Consider the following 16982-nt stretch of genomic DNA (forward strand, 5'->3'; position numbering starts at 1 on the left):
GGCGATGTCCAGGTCCTCATTGACCTCTTTACCCGGTGTGGGCATCGTAGGTGCAGATCACCCATGCCCCCGAGGACGTGCCATGCAACCTTCCGAATTCCCCAGCCACCTCATCGACGACGCCGATCGCGCGGGAGGTGATCTCCTCATCCAGGCCGCCGGCGGGAGCCTCGACGTGCTCGTCGTGCTGGGTTCCGGTCTCGCCGACGCCCTGGATGCGGCCCCGGACTGGCCCGAACCGCTCACCCGGATGCGTCAGTCCGATCTGCCGGGGGTCCTGGCCCCGGTGGGCGACGGCCACGTCGACGAGCTGCGCACCTACCGCTTCGGTGGGCAGCGGGTGGCGGTGGCGCTCGGCCGCACCCATCTCTTCGAGGGACACGGCCCACGCCCCGTGACCGCGCTGGCCCGGGCCGCACACTGTGCGGGCGCGGGCAAGGCCGTCCTCACCAACGCCAACGGCTGCCTGCGCGACTGGGAGCTGGGCGATGTGATGGCCATCACCGATCACGTCAACCTCACAGGCACCTCCCCGTTCGACGGCACCGTCTTCCTCGACACCACCACCTGCTGGGACGAGGAGCTGACCGCCATCCTGACCGGGGTGTGCCAGCGCGCCGGAACCTACGCCATCCTCCGCGGCCCCGAGTACCAGACCCGCGCCGAGACCCGCCTGCTGGCCACCGCCGGGGTGGACTGCGTCGGCATGTCCACGGTGCTGGAGGCCCTGATGCTCCACGCGCTCGGTGTCCGGGTGTGCGGGATGTCGGTGGTCTCCGACCTGTCCTTCGCCACCGCCCCGACCGACCCGTCGGCGGTCCTCGATGTGGCCGCCAGGGCCCGCTCGACGATCCTGTCCGGCCTGGCGGCGCTCCTCTCCTCCGCCTGACCGGCCTTGACCCCCAGTCCACCCCGTCGCGTGATCGCCAGGCAGAACTGCGAGAAAGTGCTGGCAGAACTACGAGAGACTAGTGGCAGAACTACGAGATTTGGGTGGCAGAACTACGAAAGCTAGGCTGGGGCCGTGGCCGTTCGACCTCGTAATCTCCAGTCCATCGCCGCAGAAGCGTTGGCCATTTTCCCGGCCGTGATGCTGCTGGGTGCCCGCCAGGTGGGCAAGTCGACCTTGGCGCGTCTGCTCACTGCTCAGGGAGCCCACTACACCACTCTGGACGACGCCAGCACTTTGTCCCTCGCCGAACATGATCCTGTCGGTTACCTGACGATGGCAGGGACGGGAACACTGGTCATCGACGAGCTTCAACGACGCCCCGAACTGATGCTGGACATCAAGGCGACGATCGACCGGGACCGACGCCCCGGACGATTCATCCTGACCGGGTCCGCTGACCTACTGCGTCTACAACGAACCCCCGACTCTCTCGCCGGCCGTGCGGCGTTGCTCCAGGTCGAGGGATTCTCCCAGGGAGAACTCCACGACCATGTTGAGGACTTCGTTGCCCTCCTGGAACGCAATCCCGGCGACGCTGCATCCTCACCTCTCGGGCTCACCGACTACTCCCATCGAATGATCCGGGGAGGATTCCCGGAGGTCCAGCAGCTGCCCCCCCGAACCCGTCGCCTCTGGTTCGACTCATACCTCACCCAGTCGGTTCAGCGGGATGCCGGGGATCTCGGCGTTCCCTACCAGCCCGGACGTCTGTACCAGTTGCTGCGCGTCCTCGCCGCCAACCAGTCCGGGGAACTGGTGAAGGCCCACGCGGCCTCCCGGGCCGATCTCCCGGCCACGTCGATCACGCCGTACCTTGATCTGTTGAGCCGCCTGTTCCTCACCTACACATTGCCACCGTGGACCAACAATCCCCTCCAACGTGTGACAGGCAAACCCAAGAGCGGGATCCGCGACGTCGGGCTCGCAGCCCATCTGGTGGGCGCCTCCCAGCAGCAGCTCGCCACTCCCGGGAGCCCTCAGCTCGGAGGCCTGCTGGAGAGCTTTGTCGCCACAGAGCTTCTCAAACAACGGACCTGGTCCGAGCAGCAGTACGACCTTCACCACTTCCGCGATTCACGTGGCAACGAGGTGGACATCATCATCGAGCTTGCCGACGGCAGGGTCTGGGGAGTCGAGGTCAAGGCCTCACAGACCGTCCGTTTCGACCATTTCGCCACGCTCGCGAAGCTGCGGGATCGGCTGGGGCCCCGGTTCCGGGGCGGGGTGGTGCTGAGCCTCCACCCCGACCCACTTCCCATGGGTCCCAGCCTCTGGGCGCTGCCGGTCTCAGCCCTGTGGGGCTGAACCGACCTGGATCAGGAGGAAGACGGCTCCCTGCGGGTCCTTCACCGTCGCCATCCGACCCCACGGCGTGTCCCGCGGCTCCACCACGATCTCACCGCCGAGTCGAGTGACCCGCTGCGCGGCCTCCTCGAAGTCCGTGACACCGAAGTACACCTGCCAGCCGGGCTCGGCCCCCGGTGCCCCGAAGTACCCGAGATCCCCGATGCCACAGACGGCGTCCTCCTCCTCACCGTGCGTGACGTACGGGGCATCCGACATGGGGTGGGTGTCCCACTCGAAGACCTCACGGTAGAACCTCGCTCCCCGCTCCAGGTCCCGGGTGAGGGCGTCGAACCACACGGGCAACCCCGCGCCGGGCACGGCGGGCACGAAGTTGGGATCCTCCAGCACACCGACGAGCCCGCCGTCGGGATCGCGGACCACGGCGTATCGGGTCGACTCGTCCACCTGGATCGGTTCGACGACGACCTCGCCACCGGCGGGCACCACCCGGTCGACGAGCGCTGTGAGGTCCGGCGTCCACAGGCACACCAGCCACCCTTCCGCGGGGACCGGCCCCTCGGCCAGGGGCTCGATGGTGCCCACCATCTGCTCCTTGAGCGAGATGACGTGCGACAGCGGGCAGTCGGAATCCATCTCCTCGATGCCCCACCCGAACAGTTCCCGGTAGAACTGCGCAGACTTCTCCGGAGCACTCGCGTACAACTCCACCCAGCAGGGCTGACCCGGAACGGCCTTCATCGTTTCACTCCTTGTTCTCGACTGTGAACCACACTAGAACCCAGGCCGTCAGCCTCACGACTCCGATCCTGCTCAGATCCTCGGGTACAGGGCCGCCAGGGCGACGAGCACCGGATGGTTCCATGGCTCCGCAGCCCCTGGCCGCAACGTCACCGTCCCCTCGCACCCCGTCAACGGAACCGGGTGCCGGGCCACGAGAGGGGCACTGGGCCACAGGTGGTCGCCGATGTCCGCCGATGAGGGCGTCACCATGACGAGCAGCCACGGCGCTGCTGGATGGAACGGCAGCTCCACCTCGTCGACGCCCCGCCGCAACGTGCCCGTCACCGGCGGTCCGGACGGCACCGGGGTCGGGAAGGTGCCGACCCACTGATAGGGCAACGGACCCAGTGCCACGTCGGGTGACATGTCCACCCGGACCCGGACCCGGGTGCGGAGGCCGGGCTGCCACAGGCTGACCGGCCCCAGCTCGATCTCACTCACCCGATCCGCGGCACGACGGAACTGTCCGGGCGCCAGCCCCACGTCAGAGGTGAAGCGGCGGGTGAAGGTACCGACGGAGGTGAACCCGACCTCGTGGCAGGCATCCAGCACCGAGAGCTGTTCCACCACGAGCAGACGTTTCGCTGCCTGGAACCGCTGCGCGGCCAGATAACGGATCGGGGAGGTCCCCACCACCGCCGTGAAGGTCCGGGTCAGGTGGGCAGGGCTCCAGGCCAGGTGATCGGCAAGGTCCTGGACGGTGATCGCCTCGGTCAGGTGGTCGTTGAGGAACCGTGCAGCCTCGATCGCCAGGGCCTCGCGGTTCACGCCGTCGCCTGCTCCTCCTGGGCGCGGACCCGAGTCCGGCACAGCACCCAGTAACCACCGAAGCCGAGGATCAGCGCGATGATGACGCCGATGTTGCCGCCGGACCATGGCCCCTCACGGCCGCCGAGCAGGAACAGCAGGTAGCCCTGCCAGTTGTTCCAGACCGCTTCCTCCGCGAACCCGTTGACGACGAAGCCCCAGCCGACGGCACAGCAGACGGCCATGACGCCGAGCGCCAGCCAGTTGAAGGCCCCGTAGCGGCCCGTCTGGTCGAACAGCGCCTTCTCGTCGTAGTCCTTCCGGCGCAGGGCGATGTCGGCCATCATGATCCCCGCCCAGGCGGCGAGCGGCACCCCCAGGGTGATGAGGAAGGACTGGAACGGGCCGATGAAGTTCTCCGCGAAGAACACGACGTACACCGTCCCGGCGCTCAGGATGAGACCGTCGATGAGGGAGGCCAGCGGGCGCGGGATGGTGATCCCCAATGTCAGCAGGGTCAGACCGGAGGAGTAGATGCCGTTGATGGCCCCGGACAGCAGCGACAGGATGGCGGTGAGCAGGAACGGGATGAGGAACCAGGTGGGCAGCACCTGGGCGAGTGCACCGACGGGGTCCGCGCTGATGCCCTCCGCGATCTCGGTCGACGAGCCCGCCAGCATGAGACCGAAGGTGATGAGCACCACGGGCCCCAGCGAACCGCCGAGCGTGTTCCACCCGACGATGGCGGCGCCCTTCGCGTCGCGGGACTGGTAGCGCGCCCAGTCGGCGGCGATGTTGACCCAGCCGAGCCCCATGCCGGTCATCACCATCGTCATGGCCCCGATCATCGCCACGGGGGAACCGGAGGGGATCGCCATGATGGCGTCCCACTTGATGTGGGGAACGACGAGGATGACGTACACGATGGTCGTGATGCCGGTGATCCAGGTGAGCACCGACTGCATCCTCATGATGATGTGGTATCCGGCCATGGCCCCGAGCACGATGAGGCCGGCCACCACCGCAGCGGCGATGACATTGAGCAGGACCTTGTCCTCCCCCACCCAGCCGAGACGCTCGAAGACGGTGGCCGTCGCGAGCACCGCCGTGATGGCGAGCATCGTCTCCCACCCGATGGAGGTGAGCCACGAGATGATCCCCGGAGCCTTGGCCCCCTGGACGCCGAACGCGGCCCGGGACATGACCATGGTGGGGACCGACCCACGTTTGCCACCGAGCGCGATGACACCGCAGATCGCGAAGGACAGCACCACGCCGACCATCGCGACGAGGGTGGCCTGCCAGAACGAGACGCCGAAGTCCAGCACCCAGGCGCCGTAGCTCATGCCGAAGACGGAGATGTTGGAGGCGAACCACGGCAGGAAGAGCTGCCTCGGTTTGGCAGTGCGTTGCGCCTCCGTCACAACCTCGATACCGGTGAGCTCGATCGCGCTCCGGGCGTCGACCTGCTCAGCACCAACCACGGATGGATCAGTCTGCGATGACATGGGAACTCTCCAGGGGACGACGGGGGTGGTGGTCGGAATGCTACTGCACGACTCGCGATCGAGGGCGGCCTGTGGGGACGTCGCGAGGGGCAGGTCCGAAGACCTGCCCCTCGCGACGATTCAGCCTGTTGGCCCTCCGGCTCAGGCGTTCTCGCCCGGCTTGGTGATGCTGCCGTCGATCAGCACGCTCGGCGACATCGTCGACGAGACAGCGATCTTCTTGACGTAGCGGCCCTTCGAGGAGGCCGGCTTCAGACGGAGGATCTCCTCCAGGACGGCGAAATAGTTGTCGACGAGCTGCTGCTCACCGAACGAGGCCTTGCCGATGATGAACTGCAGGTTGGCGTGACGGTCCACACGGAACTCGATCTTGCCGCCCTTGATGTCGGCGACGGCCTTCGCCACATCCATGGTGACGGTACCGGTCTTCGGGTTCGGCATGAGGCCACGAGGACCGAGGACGCGGCCGAGCTTGCCGACCTTGCCCATCATGTCCGGGGTGGCAACGACCGCGTCGAAGTCGAGGTAGCCGCCGGCCACCTTCTCGACGAGCTCATCCACGCCGACCTCGTCGGCCCCCGCCTCGCGGGCGGCCTCGGCCTTCTCACCGGCGGCGAAGACGAGGACCCGAGCCGTCTTGCCAGTGCCGTGGGGAAGGTTGACCGTGCCGCGGACCATCTGGTCCGCCTTGCGGGGATCGACGCCGAGGCGCACCGCGACCTCAACCGTCTCGTCGAACTTGGCCGAAGCCATCTCCTTGACCAGCTTCAGCGCCTGCTCGGGCGTGTGGAGCTGGGCGCCGTCGCGCTTCTCGGCGGCGGCCTTGTAAGCCTTGCTGTGCTTCATCTCTGGTTCCTTTGAATGTCAGTCAGCCTCGCGGGCTGATCCACCAGTTCTGGTGCGGGGAGCTTCCCTACCAGGGGGAGCGTCACTCGACGGTGACGCCCATGGAGCGGGCGGTGCCCTCGACGATCTTGGCGGCGGCCTCGATGTCGTTGGCGTTGAGGTCGGGCAGCTTGGTGGCGGCGATCTCGCGCACCTGATCCTTGGTCAGGGTGCCGACCTTGTTCTTCAGCGGGTTGTCGGAGCCCTTGCTGAGGCCCGCGGCCTTCTTGATGAGCTCAGCAGCCGGCGGGGTCTTCGTCACGAACGAGAACGTGCGGTCCTCGTAGATGGTGATCTCGACGGGGATGATGTTGCCGCGCTGCGACTCCGTCGCGGCGTTGTACGCCTTGACGAACTCCATCATGTTGACGCCGTGCGGGCCGAGGGCGGTACCGACCGGCGGCGCGGGAGTGGCAGCGCCCGCCTGCAGAGCGATCTTGACGAGGGCTGCGACCTTCTTCTTGGGAGGCATTTCGGGTCCTTCTGATGTTGGTTCAGACGTGCCGCGGCCCCGGGTCACCCCGGAGCGACGACGCAACGCGCAATTCTAGGTCCTGAGGAGCAGGATTCCTAAACGACCTTCTCGACCTGCTTGAACTCGAGGTCGAGCGGCGTCTCGCGCCCCATGATCTCGACGAGGGCTCGGAGACGCTGATGGTTGGCGTTGATCTCGGTGATCGTGGCGTGAACCCCGGCGAAGGGGCCGTCGATCACCTGGACGGAGTCGCCGACCGCGAAGTCGACGACCTCGACCTTCTTCTTCACACTCTTCGCGGGGCCGGCCGACTCGGCGGCGACCTTCGCGACGACGGAAGGAGTCAGCATGCTGACCACCTCGTCCAGGTTGAGCGGGACGGGGGTCTGTCCGTGACCGACGAAACCGGTCACCGACGGGGTGTGGCGCACCACGGCCCACGAGTCGTCGGTCATCTCCATGCGCACCAGGACATAGCCGGGCAGGACGCAGCGGGTGACCGTCTTGCGGGTGTTGTTGCGCACCTCGACGACGTCCTCGGTGGGGACAATCGTCTCGAAGATGTAGTCCTCCATGTTGAGGGAGGTGGCCCGGGAGTCCAGGTTCTGCTTGACCCGGTTCTCCATGCCGGAGTAGGTGTGGATGACGTACCACTCGCCGTACCTGCCCTCGAGGTCCTCTCGCAGCGCGGCGATGGCCTGCTGGGCGGCGTCGTCGGCCTCCTCGGAAGCCTCCGGCTCCTCCGCGGCCTCCTCGTCGTCGGTGAGGGAGATGACCTCCTCGGCCGGCTCGTCCTCCTCGCCGATGGGGCTGAGATCGATCTCGACCTCGGCGTCCTCCGTGGGCAGTTCGCCCAGGTCGATCTCGATGTCGTCGTGCTCGGTCACTGGGTTCCTCCAAAGAGCTTCAGCAGGGCCCACCCGAAGGCGGCATCGAGCACGCCGACGTAGAAGACCATGAACAGAACGAAGACCAGCACGACGGTGAACAGCGTCGTGAGTTCGTTCCACGTGGGCCAGACGACCTTCTTCAGCTCGCCGACGGACTGCCGGGTGAACTGGGCCGGGTTCTTGGCCTTGTAGGGATCGTGCTCCTCGTGGCTGGACTCGGAACGCTTCTTCGTGGGGGCGTTCTTCTTCACGGGCGCCTTGGCGGTCCGGCGGACGACGGCCTTCGGCTCGTCCTTGTCCTCGGCTTCGTCGACCGCGGGCTCCTCGTCGAACTGCTCCTCGAGGTCCGAGATCACCTCGTCGTCGGCGACGGGGTCAGCCTCGGGGAGTTCGTCTTCCCCGGCCTGCTGAGTCTTGTCGTCGCTCACGCGCCATCCCTTCGGTCAACAAACGAAATGCCTGCCCACCCACTGGGTGGCAGGCCGTGAAGCATCTGCTTCGCAGGGCAGGAGGGACTCGAACCCCCAACCTGCGGTTTTGGAGACCGCTGCTCTGCCAGTTGAGCTACTACCCTTCGGTCCGGCGGCCCACCCGCATCGGGGCGCGACCGGCCTCGCCAGACCCTCATCGTAACGCATTCGCCCCGAGGGGTCGAAATCAGAGGTTGAGGCCGATGAGATTCACCTCGGGGGTCAGGGTGACCCCGAACCTGGCCCGGACGCCGTCACGGACCTCCCTCGCCAGGTCCATGATGTCGGCGGCACTCGCGCCGTCGTGGTTGGTCAGGGCCAGCACGTGCTTCGACGAGAGCCGGGCGCGACGTCCGGGGGCGTGGCCCCTGGGGAAACCCGCGCTGGAGATGAGCCAGGCGGCGCTGGTCTTGACGCGGTCCCCGACGGGGTAGCGGGGCGCGTCCTCGGGGAGGGCGGCCGCCTGTTCCTCGGTGAGGATCGGGTTCATGAAGAACGACCCGGCGGACCAGGAGTCGCGGTCCTCGTCATCCAGCACCATGCCCTTGCCGCGACGGATGCGCAGCACCTCCTCGCGGACACGGGTGGCCTCGGCCCGCTGCCCGCACTCGACGCCGAGGGCGTCGGCGAGTTCCGGGTAGCGGATCGGTTGCCCCATGTGGCCGAGGGGCATCTGGTAGGTGACCCGGAGGATGACGAACCGTCCCGGGTCCTGCTTGAACACCGAGGTCCGGTAGCCGAAGTCACAGTCAGTGGCGAACAGCGTCCGGATCCCGCCGGTTCGGCGATCCCAGGTCCGCACCTGCTGGACGAGGGAGGCGACCTCGGCCCCGTAGGCACCGATGTTCTGGATGGGACTGGCCCCCACGGAGCCGGGGATACCGGACATGGCCTCGGGGCCGGACCACTGCTGGGCGACGCAGTGGGCGACGAAGTCGTCCCACGTCTCCCCTGCGCCGACCCTGACCTCCACTCCGTAACAGGCCTCGGAGTTGTGTTCCATGCCGCGGGTGGCGATCTTGAGCACCGTGCCGTCGAATCCCTCGTCGGCGATCAGCACGTTGGAGCCGCCCCCCAGGATGAGCAGCGGCTCGCCGCGGGAATCGCACTCCTTGACGACCCCGCAGATCTCGTCCTCCGAGGTGGCCTCGACGAAGCGCCGGGCGGGTCCGCCGACCCGGAAGGTGGTGTGGGCGCTGAGCTCAGTCAACGGACACCTCCACTCGGGCCGCGCCCAGCACGGTGTCCTCTCCACAGGTGGCGGTGAGGGTGACCGTGGCGATGCCGTCGGCGACGGCCGTCACCTGGCCGGTGTAGACCACCTCGGTTCCCTCATCCGTGTCGGGGACGATGACCGGGCGGGTGAAGCGCACCTGGTAGCGGCGCACCCGGGCGGGGTCCTTGATCCAGTCAGTGACGAGTCGCAGTCCGGCGCCCATCGTCCACATGCCGTGGGCGAGGACACCGGGGAGCCCGATCGCTCGGGCGTGCCGGTCGGAGAAGTGGATCTCGTTGAAGTCGGTGGCCGCCCCCGAGTAGCGCACCACATCGGAACGGGTGATGGGGACGCGGAGCTCGCCGAGGTCAAGGCCGGGTTCGATGTCAGGCACGGGTGGCCTCCTCGCGGGTGTGCATGAGGGTGGAACGGGCATCACAGACGGGTTCCCCGTCGACACTCAGCGCGACGAGGATGGTCACCATGTCGAGACCGGCGCGGTTGCGCACCCGTTCGATGGTGAGTTGCGCGACGACGTCGTCCCCCTCGACGAGGGGCCGATGGAAGTCGAAGGTCTGGTCGGCGTGGACGACCCGGTGAAGGGCCAGGCCGAGCTCCTCGTCCGCGAACAGGGCATCCCACGCCTGGGCGGCGATGAGGGCCGCGAAGGTGGGGGGCGCGACCGGGGATTCGCCGCGATAGGCCGGGTTGTCGTCCTTGAGTGCGGCTGCGAACTCAGCGATCTTGGCCCGGCTGACCCGGTAGGCGGGGGCGGGCGGATAGGTGCGCCCGGCGTGCTCGGCTGTCATCGGCATGAGGCGAAGCCTAGGAGCGAGTGGCGGTGGGCGCAATCCTCAGCAGGACAACGAAAAAGGCCGCCTCGTGGGCGGCCTTCTCCGGTACGGCTCAGCGGGTCTCGCGGTGCGCGCGGTGGGTGCGGCAACGCGGGCAGAACTTGTTGAGCTCGATCCGGTCGGGATCGTTGCGACGATTCTTCTTCGTGATGTAATTGCGCTCCTTGCACTCGGTGCAGGCGAGCGTGATCTTCGGACGGACGTCCTGACCCTTCTTGGCCATGATCTTCTTCCTTGCTGTTCGTGGCGCGGATGCGCAGTTGCCGGATCACGTGGTGACGAGGGCGGGACTTGAACCCGCGACACAGCGATTATGAGCCGCTTGCTCTACCGACTGAGCTACCCCGTCGAAATGTTCCGGCCCGGGACTTCTCCCGGGCCTGAACAGAGCCCCCATGCGGAATCGAACCGCAGACCTTCTCCTTACCATGGAGACGCTCTGCCTACTGAGCTATAGGGGCCAGCCGTCGGGAAACATTACACGGGCCCGCCCGTCGACACAAATCGGGAGCCGTCAGGCCAGCAATGCGGCGATGGCGACCTCCAACGAGTCCTGGAACATCGACTCACGTTCGTCGCTGCTGAGATCACCGGAGTGGTCGAGGAGATGGTCGGAGACGGTCAGCACCGCCAGCGCCTCCGCCCCGTGGCGGGCGGCGACGGCGTACAGCCCGGCGGCCTCCATCTCGACGGCGAGGGTGCCGACCTTGGCCAGCTCGGGGATGATGTCGGAGCGGGAGTTGTGGAAGAAGTCCGAGGTGTAGACCGGGCCGACGTGGACGGGCCGCTCCCCCGCGCTCGCCCGCGTCACCGCGGCCGCGAGCATGGCGTGGCTGGGCGCAAGCGACAGGGAGACCCCGGGGATGGGAAGGGTGGCCACCGCAGAGTCGGTGTGCGCCGCTGAGGCGATGACGACGTCACGGACCTTGACACTCGGCGCGATCCCGCCACAGGTGCCGACCCGACAGATGCGACGCACCCCGAACTCGGTGAACAGTTCGGTGGCGTAGATCGACAGGGAGGGGATGCCCATGCCGGAGGCCATCGCCGTGACAGGTTCCCCGTCGAGGAGTCCGGTCCAGACCCCGATACCGCGCACCTCGGAGACCAGTTTGGCCCCGGTGAGGCGCTCAGCGATGCGTTCGGCACGGCGCGGGTCGCCGGGCATGAGGACGAGCGGAGCGATGTCGCCCGGCTCACAGTTGATGTGTGGGGTGGCCATGACCAGACCCTACCCCAGCCGGAGATGAACAGATCCCCGGAATTCATTCAATTCCGGGGATCTCGTGGCAGGTGTTGGATTCGAACCAACGTAGGCGAACCGACGGTTTTACAGACCGCTCCCTTTGGCCACTCGGGCAACCTGCCTCGGCCTGAGGCCAGCTTGCAAAAGATAGCACAGGCGCGGCGGGCCATGCCAAACGGGCGTCGGCGACTACTCGACGAAGACGACGTCGAGGACGCGTTCCAGATCATCACGTTCCTGCTTCGCCGTGATGGCCTCGGCCACGTCGACGGGGACGTCGGTGATGATGCCGTCGACCTGGGAGCCTGCGAACCGGTCGATGGAGTCCTCGGTGTTGACCGTCCACACCACGACGCGACGCCCCGCCGACTGGAGGTCCTCGACCCGCCCCGGAGAGGCGACCCCCTCCTCGATGATGAGGAAGTCGAAGTCGAGGTCGGCGGTGTCCCCCACCCCGAAGTAGTAGAGGTAGCCGGTGAGGAGGTCGGGGTGGGTGGACTCCGCGTAGGCCATGAGGTCGAGGTCGAGACCGATGAGCACGACCGAGCCCACCATGCCCCGCTCACGCACGAGCGCGGCCATGTCGTCGACCATCCGCCGGTCCGCCGTGTCCCCCTTGAGCTCGACGAACAGGCCGATCCGCCCCGCGGCGGCGTCCAGCATCTCCTCGATCGTCGGGACACCCCGGGCGGGGGCTCCGGGCCGGAAGGTGTTGGTGATGCTCAGTTCCCGGATCTCGGCCAGGGTCATCTCGGAGGAGCTGCGTCGTTCGCCGGACAGGCGGGCGAAGGTGGCGTCGTGGTTGACGACGTAGGCCCCGTCCCGGGTGCGCTGGATGTCGATCTCGGACCACTGGATGCCCGCCGCGGCGGCGGCCTGGACCCCTTCGACGGAGTTCTCCGCGTCGAGGTCGCCCCCGCCGCGGTGCGCGATCACCTCGATGGTGCGGTCCTGTACGAACACCTCGTCGAAGAACAGGGCGCCCAGCATCGCGACGACGAGGGCCGCCGCCAGGGCCCCGAACCCGGCGGCGAGGAGGCGGGGCCGGGCGCGACGGTCGGCCGCGCGCACGTCCTCGCGGGCCTCGGCCGGGATGGCGTCGTCGAGGACGGCGTAGGTGCGGGTCAGGTTCCGCAGTTCAATGGGCACGAGGACGAACACCAGGAAACCCATGACAGCCGCCGCCACGACCGAGATGAGCACGGCGCTGAACCGGATGGCCAGGACGTCTTCGGGCAGCAGGGCGGTCAGGACCAGCAGCCCGCCGACGAGGAGTGCCGCAGCGAGCAGCACCGCGCTGCCGAGGATGAGGGGGCCACGCACCAGGGTGACGATGACTGACCACCAGTTCCGGGCGACGAAACGCGTGGAGGCGCGCATGGCCCGCCAGGGATCGAGGTCGTGGACGAACATCGCCTGCACGGTCACGATGAGAAAGAAGGCCAGCACCCCGATCAGCGTGAGAACACCGATGTAGAGGCTGAGGAACACGGGGTTCCTCACGATCACGTCGGTGACGAAGTTCGGGACCTGCACCCAGTCGAGGGCCGTCAGTGAGGGGCCGAGGTTGACCAGGGGTACGACGAGGGCGACGTAGAGAAGGAACAGCAGCGTCGCGGGGTGCAGGAACCTCGGGATGGAGCGGAGGGCCTCGAGGAGCAGGGCCCTGCCTGTGTTCAGGGGCTCGCCGCGGAGCCTGGCGAGTTCGGCGATGACGAAGGCGGCGATGTCCAGCACGACGAGGAACCCGACGAGCAGGGTGGTGAGGACGGCCAGTCCGAGCCCGGGCAGGCTGAACACGAAGTCGGCGAAGTCCCCCGAGGTGACGCTGGTCCTGCCCCGGCTGGCGATGAGCCACCCGGCGACGAAGCGGTAGGCGGGCATGACGATCAGGGCGAGGAGCAGCTTCGACAACGTCTGGTACCGCACGTAGAGCCAGATGTCGCTCAGGGTGCCGCCCTTGAGCGCGGTGCGTCGTCGTTCCGCCACGGTTCCTCCCCAACGTCGGCTTCCCCGTCCCAGCGTAACGATGCCTCAGACGACGGCTGGCAGAATGGAGCCGATCCGATCCCGACCCCGCAGGAGGAACAATGGCCGCGGACAGCTCGTTCGACGTCGTGAGCAAGGTTGACCGGCAGGAGGTCGACAACGCCCTCAACCAGGCGGCCAAGGAGGTGTCGCAACGGTTCGACTTCAAGGGAACCGACTCCTCGATCCGCTGGTCCGGTGAGGCCATCGAGATCGAGTCGAGCGGCGAGGAGCGCGCGAAGGCGGTGCTGGACGTGTTCCAGTCCAAACTCATCAAGCGAGGCGTCTCCCTCAAGGCCCTCGACGCCGGTGAGCCCAGGATCTCCGGGAAGATGTGGAAGATCACCTGCACCACCAAGCAGGGCATCAAGCAGGAGGACGCGAAGAAGATCTCCAAGCTGGTGCGCGACGAGGGCCCCAAGGGCGTCAAGGTGCAGATCCAGGGCGACGAGCTGCGGATCAGCTCGAAGTCCCGGGACCACCTGCAGGAGGTTCAGCGCCTCATCAAGGAGGCCGACTACGACTTCGCGGTCCAGTTCGTCAACTACCGCTGACAGACCCCACCCCTCGGCTGCCTCAGGACTGGTTCGCCTGTCCTGGTGTGGAAACGCCTGCCTTCTTTCACTTCGCCTGCCAAACGAGACAGGCGAGCCGCGAAAATGACAGGCGAAGCGACATCAAGGCAGGCGAAACAGAACGGGGCGTCGGGCGACGACCTCAGCGGCCCAGCTCTGCCATCAGGGCCGGCGCGAGATTGCCCCGGTCCTGGACGACGAAGCCCTCGCAGCCCTGCCACCGGGCGGCCTCCCGCAGCAGCGACGCAACCCGCTCCGGTGCGTCCCGGGGGGCTCGGGGTTCCGTCCAGGCCGCCTGGACGCGCAGCACCTTCTGCTGGCGGTCGTTCTTGAGGTCGACGCGCCCGGCGAGGCGCCCGCCCAGCATCACCGGCAGGCAGTAGTAGCCGAACTGCCGCTTCGCCGCCGGGGTGTAGATCTCGATCCGGTAGTGGAAGTCGTGGAGTCGCTCGGCCCGCGGACGGTACCACACCACCGGGTCGAACGGGGTGAGGATGGCGTCCCGGCCGACACGGGCGGGCGCCGTCGCGTCGCGGTGCCGCCACGCCCTGAGCGGACGTCCGGAGCGTTCCCAGCCCTGCACCCGGACGGGCACCAGCTCGCCGGACTCCTCCAGCTCGGCGATCGCCGGGGCGACCTGCGATGAGTGCAACCGGAAGTAGTCGGCGAGGTCGTCGGCCGTCGCCACCCCCAGCGCGATGGCGGCCCGACGCACGAGTTCCCGGTGTGCGTCGGAATCCGGCACCTCGACGTCGATCACCTCGTTCGGCCACACCTGCTCCGGCAGGGCGTAACAGCGTTCGAAACCGACACGGGGCGCGGTGGCCAGTTCCCCGAAGAGGAACATGTACTCCAGCAGCTGCTTCACCAGCGACAACCCCCACCACGGTCCGCTGCGCCGATTCTCCTCGTGCTGGAGGTCCCGCGCCCGCAGGGGGCCGCGCTCACCGATCTGGTCAAGGATCCACTGGCGCAGTTCGGGATGCCCGGCGTGGACCCCGTCCCCGTACCGTCGCCGCATCGCGCGACGCCGGAACGCGAACAGCGGGACGTCCTCGACGGGGATCAGCGTCGCCTCGTGGGCCCAGGCCTCGGTCAGGTCGCTGGCGGCGACGGCGTCGAGTACGCCCTTGTCGTAGCTGCCGAGCCGGGAGAAGGCGGGCAGGTAGTGGCTGCGCTCGAAGACGTTGACCGAGTCGAGCTGGAGCACCCGGAGCCGGTGCACCATGGCTCGCAGCGACGTGCGGGTGGCGGCCACCCGTCGACCAGTGAGTCCGTGGGCTGCGAGGCTGACCCGCCGGGCCTCCGCAGCGCTCAGCAGTTCCATGCCCGGTTCTCCGTGACGCTCCTGAGGCCGGGCCTACGCCGTGGCTGCGGCGAGGAAGAGGGGGAAGTCCTGACGATGTCCCTCGACCTCCTTGGTCAGGGTTCCGGCGTCACGGAACTCGACATCGGCGAACCCGGCATCCGCCAACCAGGCCGCGATGTCCTCGCGGCGGAATCCATGATGGCCACTGAACCCTTCGACGTGGGCGTGGAAGTGGCCGTCGGGGTCGTGGTCGAGGTCGGCGACGAGCAGCCGACCCCCCGGGGCCAGGGCCGCATGGACGAGGGAGAACAGGGCTGGGACATCGTGGATGTGGTGCAGCGCCAGTTGGGCGAGGGCGAGCTCGAACGGGCCATCCGGGATGCCGTCGGTGGTGACGTCGGCGACCCGGGCCTCCCAGCCGTGCTCCTCGACGGCGCGCCCCGCCACCTCGATCATGGCCGCCGATGAGTCCAGCAACACGACATGACCGAGATGCTCCGCGAGACTACGGGACAACTGCCCCGTCCCGGCGCCGAGCTCGACGGTCCGCGGCCGCCCCTGCGGGAGGAAGGGAAGCATGGCGTCAGCGGTGCGTTGGGTTCGGGCCAGACGTTCCGGGGTGTCCCAGGTGGCCGCTCGGGCGTCGAAGTGTTTCTCCATGGATCAGTGCCTCCCTGAGGTGTTCCGGTGGGGGATCAGATGCGCCACGGCCACGATGAGCCCACCGAGCAGCAGACCGAAGAGTGCCGACAGGACGGTCTCGATGAGCCACACCAGGAAACCGCCGACCGCTGGCACCCCGGCAGCCAGGTGGGCGATGCCGTGGGCGAGGTCGAGCGGGGCGTGCCACCCGAGCTTGTGCAGACCGTCGAGGATGATGTGGCCGCCCACCCACAGCATCGCGGCGATGCCGACGACGGACAGGATGGCAAGCACCTTCGGCATCGCGTTCACCATCGCCTGCCCGATCCGCTTGCGACCCTCCGAGCCGCCCTCCATCATCCGCAGGCCGATGTCGTCGAGCTTCACGATGAGGCCGACGACACCGTAGACGAGGACCGTGATGAGCAGGCCGACGACGGTGAGGGCCGCGGCGCGCATCCAGAAGCTCTGGGCCGCCAACTCGTTGAGTGAGATGACCATGATCTCGGCGGACAGGATGAAGTCGGTGGTGACGGCACCCGCGACGAGGGCCTTCTCGTCCTGGGGTTCCCCCGGGGTCCTCGTCTCGGCCTCATGATGACCCGAGACGGACTCCCACACCTTCTCCGCCCCCTCGAAACAGAGGTAGGCGCCACCCAGCATGAGCACGGGGGTGAGCAGCCAGGGCGCGAACTGGCTCAGGGCCAGCGCGGCGACGAGGATGATCGCCTTGTTCCGCAGCGACCCCTTGGCGATCTTCCAGATGATCGGCAGCTCGCGGGCTGGTTTGAGTCCGGTGACGTAGCGGGGGGTGACGGCGGCGTCGTCGATGACCACTCCCATCGCCTTGGTGCTGGCCGCGCTGGCCAGCTTGGCGATCATCGCCACGTCGTCGAGCAGTGCTGCCAGGCCTCCAGCCATTCACGTCCTCCAGTCAGAAGCGGTCCAGAAGAAAGTAGCACCTCTAAGAGGGTGCGCGGATAGGGGGATCGTGACGAGGATCGTCATGGTGGCCTCTTGGCAAGGCGGACGACGAAGAGCGCACTGGAGCGTGCGTTCGAGGAGGACAACGCTGCCAGGGGGTCACCGGGGCGACC

The 16982-nt window shown here is 67.7% G+C and carries 19 protein-coding genes and 4 tRNA genes; 3 read left to right on the plus strand and 20 right to left on the minus strand.

Annotation, left to right across the window (positions count from 1 at the left end; translation table 11 throughout):
• Positions 1–82 precede the first annotated feature (82 nt).
• Together EII35_RS05070 and EII35_RS05075 are read left to right on the plus strand one after the other, a co-directional pair.
• Entirely contained in the window at positions 83–889 is an 807-nt protein-coding gene (locus tag EII35_RS05070) for a purine-nucleoside phosphorylase (RefSeq protein WP_125227382.1), read from the plus strand.
• A 135-nt stretch (positions 890–1024) separates the two neighbouring features.
• Positions 1025–2257 (plus strand): ATP-binding protein, encoded by a 1233-nt coding sequence (locus EII35_RS05075; RefSeq protein ID WP_125227383.1) that lies wholly within the window; start codon positions 1025–1027, stop codon positions 2255–2257.
• Here EII35_RS05075 and EII35_RS05080 read toward each other — a convergent pair.
• The 17 genes from EII35_RS05080 to EII35_RS05160 all read right to left on the minus strand — a co-directional run bounded on the left by EII35_RS05080 (position 2240) and on the right by EII35_RS05160 (position 13320).
• Positions 2240–2998: a VOC family protein gene (locus EII35_RS05080; protein WP_125227384.1), complete on the minus strand. Its 759-nt coding sequence runs from the start codon at positions 2996–2998 to the stop codon at positions 2240–2242. The genes EII35_RS05075 and EII35_RS05080 overlap by 18 nt on opposite strands.
• A gap of 72 nt (positions 2999–3070) precedes the next feature.
• Positions 3071–3808, minus strand: coding sequence for a helix-turn-helix transcriptional regulator (locus EII35_RS05085; RefSeq protein WP_221739680.1), 738 nt, complete (start codon positions 3806–3808; stop codon positions 3071–3073).
• The gene (locus EII35_RS05090; RefSeq protein ID WP_125227386.1) at positions 3805–5295 is read right to left on the minus strand and encodes a purine-cytosine permease family protein; all 1491 of its coding nucleotides are present in this window, start codon (positions 5293–5295) and stop codon (positions 3805–3807) included. The genes EII35_RS05085 and EII35_RS05090 overlap by 4 nt, the downstream gene beginning before the upstream one ends.
• A 141-nt stretch (positions 5296–5436) precedes the next feature.
• Positions 5437–6141 carry a 50S ribosomal protein L1 gene (gene rplA / locus EII35_RS05095; protein ID WP_125227387.1) on the minus strand — a complete coding sequence of 235 codons (705 nt, stop codon included), beginning with the start codon at positions 6139–6141 and terminating at the stop codon, positions 5437–5439.
• Between the two features lie 82 nt (positions 6142–6223).
• Positions 6224–6652 carry a 50S ribosomal protein L11 gene (gene rplK, locus EII35_RS05100; RefSeq protein ID WP_125227388.1) on the minus strand — a complete coding sequence of 143 codons (429 nt, stop codon included), beginning with the start codon at positions 6650–6652 and terminating at the stop codon, positions 6224–6226.
• Between the two features lie 98 nt (positions 6653–6750).
• Entirely contained in the window at positions 6751–7575 is an 825-nt protein-coding gene (gene nusG / locus EII35_RS05105; protein WP_185744179.1) for a transcription termination/antitermination protein NusG, read from the minus strand.
• Positions 7539–7973, minus strand: a complete 435-nt coding sequence (gene secE, locus EII35_RS16240; protein WP_221739681.1) for a preprotein translocase subunit SecE — start codon at positions 7971–7973, stop codon at positions 7539–7541. The genes nusG and secE overlap by 37 nt, the downstream gene beginning before the upstream one ends.
• Before the next feature lie 73 nt (positions 7974–8046).
• Positions 8047–8119 (minus strand) — tRNA-Trp (locus tag EII35_RS05115).
• A gap of 83 nt (positions 8120–8202) precedes the next feature.
• Complete coding sequence (locus tag EII35_RS05120; protein ID WP_125227390.1) at positions 8203–9225, minus strand: UDP-N-acetylmuramate dehydrogenase; 1023 nt, start codon at positions 9223–9225, stop codon at positions 8203–8205.
• Positions 9218–9625, minus strand: a complete 408-nt coding sequence (locus EII35_RS05125; RefSeq protein WP_260465017.1) for a MaoC/PaaZ C-terminal domain-containing protein — start codon at positions 9623–9625, stop codon at positions 9218–9220. The genes EII35_RS05120 and EII35_RS05125 overlap by 8 nt, the downstream gene beginning before the upstream one ends.
• The gene (locus tag EII35_RS05130; protein WP_125227392.1) at positions 9618–10046 is read right to left on the minus strand and encodes an FAS1-like dehydratase domain-containing protein; all 429 of its coding nucleotides are present in this window, start codon (positions 10044–10046) and stop codon (positions 9618–9620) included. The genes EII35_RS05125 and EII35_RS05130 overlap by 8 nt, the downstream gene beginning before the upstream one ends.
• Before the next feature lie 91 nt (positions 10047–10137).
• On the minus strand, positions 10138–10308 hold the full coding sequence (gene rpmG, locus EII35_RS05135; protein ID WP_124843412.1) for a 50S ribosomal protein L33: 171 nt from the start codon (positions 10306–10308) through the stop codon (positions 10138–10140).
• Between the two features lie 50 nt (positions 10309–10358).
• A tRNA-Met gene (locus EII35_RS05140) sits at positions 10359–10434 on the minus strand.
• A 39-nt stretch (positions 10435–10473) separates the two neighbouring features.
• Positions 10474–10546: transfer RNA gene (locus tag EII35_RS05145), tRNA-Thr, on the minus strand.
• A gap of 53 nt (positions 10547–10599) precedes the next feature.
• Positions 10600–11307, minus strand: a complete 708-nt coding sequence (locus EII35_RS05150; protein ID WP_125227393.1) for a purine-nucleoside phosphorylase — start codon at positions 11305–11307, stop codon at positions 10600–10602.
• Positions 11308–11372: 65 nt separating this feature from the next.
• Positions 11373–11453, minus strand: a tRNA-Tyr gene (locus tag EII35_RS05155).
• Positions 11454–11520: 67 nt separating this feature from the next.
• On the minus strand, positions 11521–13320 hold the full coding sequence (locus EII35_RS05160; protein WP_125227394.1) for a glycerophosphodiester phosphodiesterase family protein: 1800 nt from the start codon (positions 13318–13320) through the stop codon (positions 11521–11523).
• A gap of 101 nt (positions 13321–13421) precedes the next feature.
• On the opposite strand from EII35_RS05160, the gene EII35_RS05165 reads away from it, so the two are divergent.
• Positions 13422–13913 (plus strand): YajQ family cyclic di-GMP-binding protein, encoded by a 492-nt coding sequence (locus EII35_RS05165; protein ID WP_125227395.1) that lies wholly within the window; start codon positions 13422–13424, stop codon positions 13911–13913.
• A gap of 163 nt (positions 13914–14076) precedes the next feature.
• On the opposite strand, the gene EII35_RS05170 is transcribed toward EII35_RS05165, so the two are convergent.
• The 3 genes from EII35_RS05170 to EII35_RS05180 are packed head-to-tail and all read right to left on the minus strand — an operon-like array spanning position 14077 to position 16806.
• On the minus strand, positions 14077–15261 hold the full coding sequence (locus EII35_RS05170) for a winged helix-turn-helix domain-containing protein (protein WP_125227396.1): 1185 nt from the start codon (positions 15259–15261) through the stop codon (positions 14077–14079).
• Between the two features lie 33 nt (positions 15262–15294).
• Positions 15295–15903: a class I SAM-dependent methyltransferase gene (locus tag EII35_RS05175; protein WP_125227397.1), complete on the minus strand. Its 609-nt coding sequence runs from the start codon at positions 15901–15903 to the stop codon at positions 15295–15297.
• Between the two features lie 3 nt (positions 15904–15906).
• Complete coding sequence (locus EII35_RS05180; protein WP_125227398.1) at positions 15907–16806, minus strand: DUF808 domain-containing protein; 900 nt, start codon at positions 16804–16806, stop codon at positions 15907–15909.
• Positions 16807–16982 lie beyond the last annotated feature (176 nt).

Source organism: Arachnia propionica (assembly GCF_003932785.1).
Taxonomy (GTDB): domain Bacteria; phylum Actinomycetota; class Actinomycetes; order Propionibacteriales; family Propionibacteriaceae; genus Arachnia; species Arachnia propionica_B.

Bases quoted from the DNA above. Each gene is read 5' to 3' on its own strand.
- EII35_RS05070 (WP_125227382.1), top strand. From the start codon at position 83: ATGCAACCTTCCGAATTCCCCAGCCACCTCATCGACGACGCCGATCGC.
- EII35_RS05080 (WP_125227384.1), bottom strand. From the start codon at position 2,998: ATGAAGGCCGTTCCGGGTCAGCCCTGCTGGGTGGAGTTGTACGCGAGT.
- EII35_RS05090 (WP_125227386.1), bottom strand. From the start codon at position 5,295: ATGTCATCGCAGACTGATCCATCCGTGGTTGGTGCTGAGCAGGTCGAC.
- rplA (WP_125227387.1), bottom strand. From the start codon at position 6,141: ATGAAGCACAGCAAGGCTTACAAGGCCGCCGCCGAGAAGCGCGACGGC.
- rplK (WP_125227388.1), bottom strand. From the start codon at position 6,652: ATGCCTCCCAAGAAGAAGGTCGCAGCCCTCGTCAAGATCGCTCTGCAG.
- EII35_RS05130 (WP_125227392.1), bottom strand. From the start codon at position 10,046: ATGCCGATGACAGCCGAGCACGCCGGGCGCACCTATCCGCCCGCCCCC.
- rpmG (WP_124843412.1), bottom strand. From the start codon at position 10,308: ATGGCCAAGAAGGGTCAGGACGTCCGTCCGAAGATCACGCTCGCCTGC.
- EII35_RS05150 (WP_125227393.1), bottom strand. From the start codon at position 11,307: ATGGCCACCCCACACATCAACTGTGAGCCGGGCGACATCGCTCCGCTC.
- EII35_RS05165 (WP_125227395.1), top strand. From the start codon at position 13,422: ATGGCCGCGGACAGCTCGTTCGACGTCGTGAGCAAGGTTGACCGGCAG.
- EII35_RS05170 (WP_125227396.1), bottom strand. From the start codon at position 15,261: ATGGAACTGCTGAGCGCTGCGGAGGCCCGGCGGGTCAGCCTCGCAGCC.
- EII35_RS05175 (WP_125227397.1), bottom strand. From the start codon at position 15,903: ATGGAGAAACACTTCGACGCCCGAGCGGCCACCTGGGACACCCCGGAA.
- EII35_RS05180 (WP_125227398.1), bottom strand. From the start codon at position 16,806: ATGGCTGGAGGCCTGGCAGCACTGCTCGACGACGTGGCGATGATCGCC.